The following is an 11,885-nucleotide window of genomic DNA, read 5'->3' as shown; positions in this document are numbered from 1 at the left end:
AGCATTAGCGCTCTTTCCGCCCGCTCCGGTCACGATGGTTTTTTGATGAGTTATCAGGTTCTTGCACGTAAATGGCGTCCGCGCTCGTTCCGCGAAATGGTCGGCCAGACCCATGTGCTCAAGGCTTTGATCAACGCCCTGGACAACCAGCGCCTGCACCATGCGTACCTGTTCACCGGCACCCGTGGGGTGGGCAAGACCACCATCGCGCGGATCATCGCCAAGTGCCTGAACTGCGAAACCGGCATCACCTCCACGCCCTGCGGGACCTGCTCGGTGTGCCGCGAGATCGACGAAGGCCGCTTCGTCGACCTGATCGAGATCGACGCCGCCAGCCGCACCAAGGTCGAGGATACCCGCGAGCTGCTCGACAACGTGCAGTACGCCCCCAGCCGCGGGCGCTTCAAGGTCTACCTGATCGACGAAGTGCACATGCTCTCGACCCACTCCTTCAACGCCTTGTTGAAGACGCTGGAAGAGCCGCCGCCCTACGTCAAGTTCATCCTTGCCACCACCGACCCGCAGAAGCTGCCGGCAACCATCCTGTCGCGCTGCCTGCAGTTCTCGCTGAAGAACATGAGCCCGGAGCGGGTGGTCGAGCACCTCAGCCATGTGCTGGGCGCCGAGAACGTGCCGTTCGAAGACGACGCCCTGTGGCTGCTGGGCCGCGCTGCCGACGGCTCGATGCGCGACGCCATGAGCCTGACCGACCAGGCCATCGCCTTTGGCGAAGGCAAGGTGCTGGCGGCTGATGTGCGGGCAATGCTCGGCACGCTTGACCACGGCCAGGTGTACGGTGTGCTGCAGGCACTGCTCGACGGCGATGCCAGGGCATTGCTGGAAGCGGTGCGCCACCTTGCCGAGCAGGGGCCTGACTGGAACGGCGTGCTCTCGGAAATGCTCAACGTGCTTCACCGTGTGGCCATCGCCCAGGCGTTGCCCGAGGCGGTCGACAACGGCCAGGGCGACCGTGATCGGGTGCTGGCGCTGGCCCAGGCACTGCCCGCCGAGGACGTACAGTTCTACTACCAGATGGGCCTGATCGGTCGTCGCGACCTGCCGCTGGCGCCCGACCCGCGTGGCGGCTTCGAAATGGTCCTGCTGCGCATGCTGGCGTTCCGCCCGGCCGACAGCGACGATGCACCGAAACCGGTACTAAAGCCGGTGGGGATCAGCCAGGCCACAGCTGATCCGGCCCCACCGGTGGCAGCTGCGGCAGTTGCCGTCGCAGCGCCCGTTGAACCTGTTGTCGCGCCAGCCGCTGTTCAGGCCCCGGTAGAGGCGCCTGTCGTCGCCGAGGCCGTGGTTGAAGCGCCTGCCGCGCAGCCAGAGCCAGCCCCGGCACCCGAGCCTGAACCCGAGCCTGAACCGGTCGAGGCAGTGATCGACCTGCCCTGGGAAGAGCCCGCCGCACCGCCTGTGCCTGTCGTGGCCGCGCCGCAGCCCGAGCCTGTGGTGGTCGAGGCGCCCGTTGCCGAGACCGCCAGCAGCCAGCCGGACTACGACGAGCCACCCTTCGATCCGTCTGCGTACAACCCGGCGGGCATGGACCGCGACGATGAGCCACCGGCGGACGAAGACTACTATGTCGCGGACAGCGACCCGGCGGGCTTCAGTTACCTCGATGAACTGGCCGAGCATGTGCAGGAAGACCAGCCCGCAAAGGCGCCCGAACCTCTGCCGGCCGCTCGGCCTGCCACAGGTCTGGCCCTGCAATGGCTGGAATTATTCCCACAGTTGCCTGTCTCGGGTATGACAGGCAACATCGCCGCGAACTGTACCTTGATCGCCGCCGATGGCGACGACTGGCTGCTGCACCTGGACCCGGGCCAGGGGGCGTTGTTCAACAGCACGCAACAGCGCCGCCTCAACGATGCGCTCAACCAGCAGCTGGGGCGCGACATCCGGCTCAAGATCGAACTGATACGCCCGGAACAGGAAACCCCGGCCCAGGCCGCGTCCCGCAAGCGCGCCGAACGCCAGCATGACGCGGTGCTGTCGATCGAGCAGGATCCATTGATCCAGCAGATGATCCAGCAGTTCGGCGCGACGGTGCGCCAGGATACTATTGAGCCTGTGGATGCCCTGGCCAGCCAGGGCCAATAACGGATAACCATGCGGCCGGCCCTGTGCGCGGCCGCATTACATGAACCAATCGAGGTATACCCCCATGATGAAAGGTGGCATGGCCGGCCTGATGAAGCAGGCCCAGCAGATGCAGGAAAAGATGCAGAAGATGCAGGAAGAACTGGCTAACGCCGAAGTCACCGGCCAGTCCGGTGGTGGCCTGGTCAGCGTGGTGATGACCGGTCGCCACGACGTCAAGCGCGTCAGCATCGATGACAGCCTGATGTCGGCTGACGCCGACGACAAGGAAGTGCTCGAAGACCTGATCGCCGCCGCGCTCAACGATGCCGTGCGCAAGATCGAGCAGAGCAGCCAGGAGAAGATGGGTGGCATGACTGCCGGCATGCAGCTGCCGCCTGGCTTCAAGATGCCGTTCTGATCGGCGTCGCGTTACCCCGGGGGAGCAACGGCCAGGCGGTCGTTGCTCCCTTGTTCATTCTGTTTCCTGAACTGGCAGGCCCGCATACATGAGCTTCAGCCCCCTGATCCGCCAACTGATCGACGCCCTGCGCATTCTGCCCGGTGTCGGCCAGAAAACCGCCCAGCGCATGGCCCTGCAACTGCTCGAACGCGACCGCAGTGGCGGTACGCGCCTGGCCCAGGCCCTGAGCCAGGCCATGGACGGCGTTGGCCATTGCCGCCAGTGCCGGACCCTGACCGAGCAGGAGCTGTGCCCGCAGTGCGCCGACCCGCGCCGTGATGACAGCCAGCTGTGCGTGGTCGAAGGGCCGATGGATATGTTTGCAGTGGAGCAGGCCGGCTATCGCGGCCGTTACTTCGTGCTCAAGGGGCACCTGTCGCCGCTCGATGGCCTGGGGCCGGATGCGATCGGTATTCCGCAGCTCATGGCGCGCATCGAAGAGCAGGGCACTTTCAGTGAAGTGATCCTGGCGACCAACCCCACGGTGGAAGGGGAGGCGACGGCCCACTACATCGCCCAGCTGCTGGCCGAAAAGGGCTTGAGCACCACGCGTATCGCCCATGGCGTACCGCTGGGTGGCGAACTGGAGCTGGTGGATGGCGGGACCTTGGCCCATGCGTTTGCCGGGCGCAGGCCGATTTCGCTTTGAAGCTCCAAGCTCCAAGCTCCAAGCGGCAAGCAAAATAGGTTCTGCATCGACTTGCTTTTACTTGCAGCTTGCAGCTTGCAGCTTGCAGCTTGCAGCTGCTTTCAGTATTCGCTGAGCGAGAACTCGGTCAGGCAGAAGGTCGGCACCCCGGCCGCCTGCAGCCGGCGCGAGCCTTCCAGCTCTGGCAAATCGATGATCGCTGCGGCCTCGAACACCTGTGCCCCGGTGCGGCGCACCAGGTTGGCTGCCGCCAGCAGGGTGCCACCGGTGGCGATCAGGTCATCGAAGATCAGCACCGAATCCCCTTCGCACAGGCTGTCGGCATGCACTTCCAGGAAGGCTTCGCCGTACTCGGTCTGGTAACCCTCCGACAGCACGTCGGCCGGCAGCTTGCCTTGCTTGCGGAACAGGATCAGCGGCTTGTTCAACTGGTGGGCGATGATCGAGCCGATCAGGAAGCCCCGCGCATCCATGGCACCGATATGGCTGAACTCGGCCTCGACATAGCGCTCGATGAACTGGTCAGCGACGTAGCGCAGCCCACGCGGCGATTGGAACAACGGGGTGATATCGCGGAAGATGACCCCCGGTTTGGGGAAGTCCACTACCGGGCGAATCAGGGCTTTGAGGTCGAAAGTGTCGCTGTGCATGGTGCGGGTATCCTGGAAAAACCAAGGCGCCAGTATACCCGCATCCGGCCTTTGTCAGGCCTCCATTGCACCACCGGCCAGCGCACACAGCTGGATCGGGTCGAGGATATGCACTTCCTTGCCCTCGGCCTTGAGCAGGCCGTTCTGCTGGAAGCGGGTGAATACCCGCGAGACGGTTTCCACGGCCAGGCCCAGGTAGTTGCCGATCTCGTTGCGCGACATGCTCAGGCGGAACTGGTTGGCCGAGTAGCCACGGGCGCGGAAGCGCGCGGACAGGTTGACCAGGAAGGTGGCGATGCGCTCGTCGGCGGTTTTCTTCGACAGCAGCAGCATCATCTGCTGGTCGTCGCGGATCTCACGGCTCATCACTCGCATCAGCTGGCGGCGCAGTTGCGGCAGTTGTACCGAAAGCTCATCCAGGCGTTCGAAGGGGATCTCGCACACCGAGGTGGTTTCCTGGGCCTGGGCCGACACCGGATAGGCCTCGGTGTCCATGCCGGACAGGCCGACCAGCTCGCTGGGCAGGTGGAAGCCGGTGATCTGTTCTTCGCCGGCGTCGCTGAGGCTGAAGGTCTTGAGGGCGCCGGAGCGGACTGCGTAAACCGAGCCGAAATTGTCACCTTGGCGGAACAGGAATTCGCCTTTTTTCAGTGGGCGGCCGCGTTTGACGATTTCATCCAGTGCATCCATGTCCTCGAGGTTGAGGGACAGGGGCAGGCACAGGGGGGCCAGGCTGCAATCCTTGCAGTGGGCCTGGTTGTGTGGGCGCAGTTTTACTGGCTCGGACATTTCTTCGATCCTTGTGGGAAAGCACACATAAGCCGTAAGGGTAACCCACGGCATAGGCTGGAGGCCAGCATGCACTCGTTTGGTGCGTGCTGGCGGCGGCCCGGAGTGGATGTTTCCGGTACCTTTCGACTGTCCATAGTGTGCCCCTGAAGGCGGGCTGTCCATGCGGTGAAACGCCTCAATCGCCTCAGATCACCCGTGAGAAACGCTGGCGATTCTGTTGCGCGAGGTAAGCGTCGAAGACCATGCACACCGAGCGCGCCAGCAGACGGCCGGCAGGCAGGATGCGGATGCCTTTGCTGTCGAGGCTGATCAGGCCGTCGCGCTGCATGGCGTGCAATTGCGGCCAGACTTCGTTGAAGTAACCGCGAAAATCAATGGTGAATTGCCGTTCGATCTGCTCGAAGTCCAGCTCGAAATGGCAGATCAGTTGCTGGATCACTGCCCGCCGCAGGCGGTCGTCCTGGTTGCACAGCAGGCCGCGCTGGGTGGCCAGTTGAGCGGTGGACAGGGTGTCCTGGTAGGTGTTGAGGTCGCTGCTGTTCTGGCAGTACAGGTCGCCGATCTGGCTGATGGCCGAGACCCCCAGGCCGATCAGGTCGCAATGGCCATGGGTGGTGTAACCCTGGAAGTTGCGCTGCAGGGTGCCTTCTTCCTGGGCGATGGCCAGTTCGTCGTCGGGCAGGGCGAAATGGTCCATGCCGATGTAGCGATAGCCGGCGGCGGTCAACTGGTCGATGGTGGCGTGCAGCATCTCCAGTTTGGCCGCGGGGGCCGGCAGGTCGTTGCTGTCGATGCGCCGCTGCGGCATGAAACGCTCGGGCAGGTGGGCGTAGTTGAACACCGACAGGCGATCGGGTTGCAGGCGGATCACTTCTTCGACAGTGCGGGCGAACCCTTCCGGGGTCTGCTTGGGCAGGCCGTAGATCAGGTCGAGGTTGATCGAGCGGAACTGCAGGGTGCGCGCCGCTTCGATCAGGGTGCGGGTCTGTTCCAGGCTCTGCAGGCGGTTGACCGCTCGCTGCACCGCCGGGTCGAGGTCCTGCACGCCGAGGCTGACGCGGTTGAAGCCCAGCTCGCGCAGCAGCCCCATGGTCGACCAGTCGGCCTCGCGCGGGTCGATCTCGATGCCGTAGTCACCGGAGTCATCGTCCAGCAGGTTGAAGTGCTGGCGCAGGGTCGCCATCAGCTGGCGCAGTTCCACATGGCTGAGGAAGGTCGGGGTGCCGCCGCCGAAGTGCAGCTGCTCGACGCGCTGCTTGGGGTCCAGGTGGCAGGCGACCAGCTGGATTTCCTGTTCCAGGCGCTGCAGGTAGGGCGCGGCGCGGCCGCGGTCCTTGGTGATGACCTTGTTGCATGCGCAGTAGTAGCAGATGTTGGCGCAGAACGGCACGTGCACGTACAGCGACAGCGGGCGCGTGGCCCGACGGCTCTCGCGCAGGGCGTGGAGCAGGTCGAACGAGCCCACTTCGCCATGCAGTTGCACGGCGGTAGGGTAGGAGGTGTAGCGTGGCCCGGCCAGATCGTAACGACGGATCAGGTCGGCGTCCCAGCGTAGGTCGTCGAGCATGTGGGCAGTCCCCGGATAGAGCAGCAGTGTCCGGAGTCTAGGGCTGCATGGGGTGTAGGGTGTTGATTTGCATCAAGCAGGCCAGCCGATCGCGGGGCAAGCCCGCTCCCACATAGCTGAGGAGACGGCGTGGGAGCGGGCTTGCCCCGCGATTCCCTGTCAATGCCCCATGAGCCAGTGCTGGTGAGGCCCAGGCAGCGTCCACAGGCCAAAGAGGATCACCAGCACGCCACCCGCCATGCGCACCCCGCGCTTGCGCAGCACGCTGCCCACACGCTCCGCCGCCAACCCCGTGGCCAGCAACACCGGCCAGGTGCCCAGCCCGAACGCCAGCATCAATGCCCCGCTGTGCAGCGCATCACCCTGGCTGGCCGCCCACAGCAGGGTGCTGTACACCAGCCCGCACGGCAGCCAGCCCCACAAGGCGCCGAGCAACAGGGCGCGGGGCAGGCTGGACACCGGCAGCAGCCGTGTGGCCAGCGGTTGTATATGGCGCCACAGGCCGCGCCCGAGCGCTTCAATGCGTGTCAGGCCGCTCCACCACCCGGCCAGGTACAGGCCCATGGCGATCAGTAGCAGCGCCGCGACCACCCGCAGCCCGAGCGCCAGCGGGCTGCTGGCCAGGGCCACGCCGGCCAGGCCCAACAGCAGGCCGGCCGCGGCGTAGCTGAGGATGCGTCCGAGGTTGTAGGCCAGCAACAGGCGCAGGCGCCGGTTGCGCTGCTCCGGCGGGATGGCCAGGGTCAAGGCGCCCATCAGGCCGCCGCACATCCCCAGGCAGTGGCCGCCACCGAGCAGGCCGAGGACCAGGGCCGAGCCGAGCAGGGGGATCAGTTCAGGCACTCGGTTTGGCGTCCTTGTCTTCAGGAGGTTGTTCGTCGTGTTTGACCGCAGCCTGGTGGCGCGGGTCCTGGTCGTCGAACAGGATGCTGTGGGCCGGGCCTTCAAGGTCGTCGTACTGGCCGCTGTCCACCGCCCAGAAGAAGATGTACACGGCCACCCCGACCAGCAGCAGGGCGGCGGGGATCATCACGTAGAGGGCGGGCATAGGGTTTTCCTTCCAAGTGACGGTGGCGCGTTCACCGGTACGCCCACTGCCGTTGGCAGCCGGGTCAGGCGCAAGGCGTTGAGCACGACGATCAGCGAGCTGACCGACATGCCGATCGCCGCCCAGACCGGGGTGATCCAGCCGAGTGCGGCGAACGGCAACATGAGGCCATTGTACAGGGTCGCCCAGAGCAGGTTCTCGACAATGTTGCGGCGGGTCCGCCGGGCCAGGGCAAAGGCTTGCACCAATGCGTGCAGGTTGTTGGACAGCAGCACGGCGTCGGCGCTGGTCTTGGCAAGGTCGGTGGCGCTGCCCATGGCGATGCTGATATCGGCAGCGGCCAGGACCGGCACATCGTTCACCCCGTCACCCAGCATCAGCACCTTGCGCCCTTCGGCCTGGAGCTGTTTCAGACGTGCGAGCTTGTCGTCCGGGCGCAGGCCGCCGACGGCCTGGTCGATGCCAAGCGTCGCGGCCACCTCGGCAACCATAGGCGAGCTGTCGCCGGACAGCAGCAGGGTCTGCCAGCCACGGGCCTTACAGGCGGCCACCAGGTCGGCGGCATCGTCGCGCAGGCGGTCATCCAGGCCGAACCAGGCCAGCGGGCCCTGGCGATCGCCCAGCAGCAGCCACTGGCCGCGTGGTTCGGGTACGCCAGGCACTTCGGCGCCACTCAGGGCGCAGACGAAGGTGGCCTGGCCGATGCGCAGGCGCTGGCCGTCCACCTCACCCTCCAGGCCCAGCCCAGGCACTGCGTTGACCGCCTCGGCCGGCCGGGCAGCGCGGCCGAAGGCGCGAGCGATGGGGTGTTCGGAGCGGTTCTCGAGGGCGGCGGCCAGCGCTAGGCAGCGGTCGGCATCCAGGCGCCCCAGCGGGCGGATGCTGCGCAGGGCCAGGCGGCCTTCGGTGAGGGTGCCGGTCTTGTCGAAGATCACCGTGTCGATCTGGTTGAGGCCCTCCAGCACATGGCCACGGGTCACCAGCAGGCCAAGCTTGTGCAGGGTGCCGGTGGCGGCGGTGAGGGCGGTCGGGGTGGCCAGCGACAGGGCGCAGGGACAGGTGGCGACCAGCATCGCCAGGACGATCCAGAACGCCCGCCCGGCATCGAGTTGCCACCAGACCAGGCCGATGATCGCCGCCGCCACCAGGGTGAACAGCAGGAACCATTGCGAGGCACGGTCGGCGATCTCGGCCAGGCGCGGTTTTTCGGTCTGCGCCCGCTCCAGCAGGCGCACGATGGCCGACAGCCGTGAGTCCTGGCCCAGGGCCTGGACCTCGACGGTGAGGGTGCTTTCGACGTTGAGGGTGCCGCCGGTGACCCGGTCGCCGGTGCGCCGCGCCAAGGGCAGGTATTCACCGGTGAGCAGCGATTCGTCGACGCTGGAGCGGCCTTCGATAATGCAGCCGTCGGCGGGGATCACCGCGCCGGGCAGCACTTGCACGCGGTCGCCGCGCTGCAGTTCGCCGAGCAGGATGCGTTCGGCCTGGCCGTCGGCAGCCAGGCGCAGGCACGAGGCCGGCAGCAGGTTGACCAGTTGCGCCGTGGCCGCCGCCGTGCGCTCACGGGCGCGGCGCTCCAGGTAGCGCCCGGTCAGCAGGAACAGGGCGAACATGCCCACGGTGTCGAAATACAGCTCGCCACTGCCGGTGATCGCCGTCCAGATCCCGGCGCAGTAGGCCAGGGCGATGGCCAGCGACACCGAGACGTCCATGGTCAGGTGGCGGGTACGCAGGTCGCGAGCGGCGCCCTTGAAGAACGGCGCGCAGCTGTAGAACACGATCGGAGTGGTGAGGAACAGCGCGACCCAGCGCAGGATGGTGTGCAGCTCGGCGGACAGGTCGATGTTGAATTCCGGCCAGGTGGCCATGGTCGCCATCATTGCCTGGAACCACAGCAGCCCGGCCACGCCCAGGCGACGCAGGGCGCTGCGGTTTTCTCGGGCCAGTTGCTCGGCGGCCTGGTCCGGCTGGTAGGGGTGGGCGGCGTAGCCGATGCGGCGCAGCTCGGCCAGCAGCCTGGACAGCGGCAACTGGCTGTCGGCCCAGTTGACCAGCAGGCGGTGGTTGGACAGGTTCAGCCGTGCCTCGGCGACCCCGGGCAGGGTGCGCAGGTGTTTTTCGATCAGCCAGCCGCAGGCGGCGCAGCTGATGCCTTCGACCAGCAGGGTGGCTTCGGCCAGTTCGCCGGCATGGCGCACGAAGCCCTGTTGCACGTCGTCGCGGTCGTACAGCGCCAGTTCGTCCTGCAACTGGCGGGGCAGGGCTTCGGGGTTGGCGCTGGTGTCGCTGCGGTGCTGGTAATAGTGCTCAAGGCCCCCGGCGACGATGGACTCGGCCACTGCCTGGCACCCCGGGCAACAGAATGCCCGGGGCTCGCCGAGCACCACGGCGGTGAAGCGGCTGCCGGCGGGGACGGGCAGGGCGCAGTGGTAGCAGGGGGTGGGTTGGGTCATTTACATCATTGCCTTACGCAAGTCGGCTGTCTGGACAGGGTACCTGTGGGAGCGGGTTCACCCGCGAACGCGTCAGAGCAGGCAGTGATGTCTTCAGGTTTGACGCATTCGCGGGTAAACCCGCTCCCACAAGGGGCGCGGTGTTCGGTCAGTGGTGCTCGGCGCCTTGAATGGCCTCATCCCCCAACTGCAAGGTCACGCCATGCTCGACCTTCTCCTCTTCGAACAGCCGCCACACATGGTCATCCTGGCTGCCGAGCAACTCGACGAAGCGCCGGCCGTCGACCTTGTCATCCAGCTGGCCGACATAGCGGCCCGGCTCGGTGCGTGCCAGTTGTACCTTGCGGTCCTTGTTGGGCTGGGTCGGTGAAATCAGGTTCAGTTCCAGCGCCTGCGGGGCGCTGTTGCCGGTCAGGCGCACGTCCACTTCACCGGTCAGTTCGTCCAGGTGGATGCTGGCCTTGATGTTGAGGGTCTGGGCCAGCAGTTCACGGTCCAGCGAGCGGTTGATGCCCTTGCCGGCTTCGTAATAGTTGTCGTTGACCAGGTTGTCCGGGTTGCGCACGGCAATGCTGACCATGGTCAGGCTCAGGCATACCGAGGTGGCCAGGATGCCGATGATGATCCAGGGCCAGAGGTGCTTGTACCAGGGGCTGGCGGCGGTGGCGGCAGGCATTGTCTGTGTTCTCTCTAGTCAGCGGATCTGTGGGCCGATGAAGCGGCTCTTGGCTTCAACCTGGCTGGCGCTGTCGTCGGCGTCCTTGAGGATGAAGGTGATTTCGTTGGTGGTCGAGGGCAGTTTCTCCGGGGCAACCGACAGTTGCACCGGCAGGCTGACGATATCGCCGGCGGCCACGCGGATTTCGCGGTGGCCTTCCAGGCGCAGGTCCGGCAGGCCGGCGGCATCCAGCACGTAGACGTGGTCGCGCTGGTCCTTGTTCATCACCTTCAGGCTGTACACGTTCTCGATCCGCCCCTGGGCGTTCTCGCGGTACAGCACCCGGTCCTTGGCCACGTCGAAGCCAACCAGCGAGCGGGTGGCGAAGGCGGTGGTCAGGGCGCCGATCATCACCAGCAGCACCAACGCGTAGCCGATCAGGCGCGGGCGCAGCATGTGGGTCTTCTGCCCGGACAGGTTGTGCTCGGTGGTGTAGCTGATCAGGCCCTTGGGGTAGTTCATCTTGTCCATGATGCTGTCGCAGGCGTCGATGCAGGCGGCGCAGCCGATACACTCGATCTGCAGGCCGTCGCGGATGTCGATGCCGGTGGGGCAGACCTGTACGCACATGGTGCAGTCGATGCAGTCGCCCAGGCCCTTGGCCTTGTAGTCGATGTCCTTCTTGCGCGGGCCACGGGTTTCGCCACGGCGCGGGTCGTAGGAGACGATCAGGGTGTCCTTGTCGAACATCACGCTCTGGAAGCGCGCGTAGGGGCACATGTATATGCACACCTGCTCGCGCAGCCAACCGGCGTTGCCGTAGGTGGCCAGGGTGAAGAAGCCGACCCAGAAGTAGGCCCAGCCGTCGGCCTGGCCGGTGAAGAACTCGATGGCCAGCTCGCGGATCGGCGAGAAGTAGCCGACGAAGGTCATGCCGGTGACGAAGCCGATCAGCAACCACAGGCTGTGCTTGGCGAACTTGCGCAGGAACTTGTTGCCGCTCATGGGCGCCTTGTCCAGCTTCATGCGTTGGTTGCGGTCACCCTCGGTGACTTTTTCGCACCACATGAACACCCAGGTCCACACGCTTTGCGGGCAGGTGTAGCCGCACCAGACGCGGCCGGCGTAGACGGTGATGAAGAACAGGCCGAAGGCCGCGACGATCAGAAGGCCCGAGAGCAGGATGAAGTCCTGCGGCCAGATCGTGGCGCCGAAGATGTAGAACTTGCGCTCGGGCAGGTTCCACCACACGGCTTGGTGGCCGCCCCAGTTCAACCAGACGGTGCCGAAATACAGCAGGAACAGCACCGCGCCGCCGACCATCCGCAGCCTGCGGAAAATGCCGGTAAAGGCGCGGGTGTAGATTTTTTCGCGTGATGCGTAGAGGTCGACGGAATCCTTCCCTTTGCTGGCAGGCGGGGTGACGTCATGTACCGGAATTTGCTTGCTCATCATCTAGTCCCACGGCAGTGGAGAAACGCCGCGGCCAGTGCTTGCCGGCCGCAGTCGCGCGCGTTCTG

Annotated in this window: 11 protein-coding genes; 3 read left to right on the top strand and 8 right to left on the bottom strand. The window is 65.7% G+C overall.

What is annotated here, in order from left to right:
• Positions 1-45 precede the first annotated feature (45 nt).
• From dnaX to recR, 3 genes are all read left to right on the top strand, one after another.
• A complete protein-coding gene (dnaX, locus tag LOY51_RS19085) occupies positions 46-2,106 on the top strand; it encodes a DNA polymerase III subunit gamma/tau (protein WP_258642612.1) in 2,061 nt (686 codons plus the stop codon).
• A 64-nt stretch (positions 2,107-2,170) separates the two neighbouring features.
• Positions 2,171-2,506, top strand: a complete 336-nt coding sequence (locus LOY51_RS19080) for a YbaB/EbfC family nucleoid-associated protein (protein WP_110991796.1) — start codon at positions 2,171-2,173, stop codon at positions 2,504-2,506.
• An 88-nt stretch (positions 2,507-2,594) separates the two neighbouring features.
• The gene (gene recR / locus LOY51_RS19075) at positions 2,595-3,197 is read left to right on the top strand and encodes a recombination mediator RecR (RefSeq protein WP_125464932.1); all 603 of its coding nucleotides are present in this window, start codon (positions 2,595-2,597) and stop codon (positions 3,195-3,197) included.
• Positions 3,198-3,298: 101 nt separating this feature from the next.
• Here recR and LOY51_RS19070 read toward each other — a convergent pair whose 3' ends face one another.
• The 8 genes from LOY51_RS19070 to ccoG form a co-directional block, all read right to left on the bottom strand.
• On the bottom strand, positions 3,299-3,847 hold the full coding sequence (locus tag LOY51_RS19070) for an adenine phosphoribosyltransferase (protein WP_028692867.1): 549 nt from the start codon (positions 3,845-3,847) through the stop codon (positions 3,299-3,301).
• Positions 3,848-3,901: 54 nt separating this feature from the next.
• On the bottom strand, positions 3,902-4,636 hold the full coding sequence (fnrA, locus tag LOY51_RS19065) for a Crp/Fnr family transcriptional regulator FnrA (RefSeq protein ID WP_110991794.1): 735 nt from the start codon (positions 4,634-4,636) through the stop codon (positions 3,902-3,904).
• 187 nt (positions 4,637-4,823) lie between these two features.
• A complete protein-coding gene (gene hemN / locus LOY51_RS19060; RefSeq protein WP_125464931.1) occupies positions 4,824-6,206 on the bottom strand; it encodes an oxygen-independent coproporphyrinogen III oxidase in 1,383 nt (460 codons plus the stop codon).
• A 159-nt stretch (positions 6,207-6,365) separates the two neighbouring features.
• On the bottom strand, positions 6,366-7,049 hold the full coding sequence (locus tag LOY51_RS19055) for a sulfite exporter TauE/SafE family protein (RefSeq protein WP_258642607.1): 684 nt from the start codon (positions 7,047-7,049) through the stop codon (positions 6,366-6,368).
• Complete coding sequence (gene ccoS, locus LOY51_RS19050) at positions 7,042-7,254, bottom strand: cbb3-type cytochrome oxidase assembly protein CcoS (protein ID WP_110994038.1); 213 nt, start codon at positions 7,252-7,254, stop codon at positions 7,042-7,044. Before ccoS ends, LOY51_RS19055 begins: the two co-directional genes overlap by 8 nt.
• A complete protein-coding gene (locus tag LOY51_RS19045; protein WP_258642604.1) occupies positions 7,236-9,707 on the bottom strand; it encodes a heavy metal translocating P-type ATPase in 2,472 nt (823 codons plus the stop codon). Before LOY51_RS19045 ends, ccoS begins: the two co-directional genes overlap by 19 nt.
• A gap of 148 nt (positions 9,708-9,855) precedes the next feature.
• Positions 9,856-10,383, bottom strand: coding sequence for a FixH family protein (locus tag LOY51_RS19040; protein ID WP_110994036.1), 528 nt, complete (start codon positions 10,381-10,383; stop codon positions 9,856-9,858).
• Between the two features lie 18 nt (positions 10,384-10,401).
• The gene (ccoG, locus tag LOY51_RS19035) at positions 10,402-11,817 is read right to left on the bottom strand and encodes a cytochrome c oxidase accessory protein CcoG (RefSeq protein ID WP_110994035.1); all 1,416 of its coding nucleotides are present in this window, start codon (positions 11,815-11,817) and stop codon (positions 10,402-10,404) included.
• Positions 11,818-11,885 lie beyond the last annotated feature (68 nt).

This window comes from Pseudomonas sichuanensis, from assembly GCF_024749065.1.
In the GTDB taxonomy this organism is placed as follows: Bacteria; Pseudomonadota; Gammaproteobacteria; order Pseudomonadales; family Pseudomonadaceae; genus Aquipseudomonas; species Aquipseudomonas sichuanensis.
The sequence above is the reverse complement of the archived record's forward strand: the minus strand, read 5'-3'. Positions and strand labels throughout refer to the sequence as shown.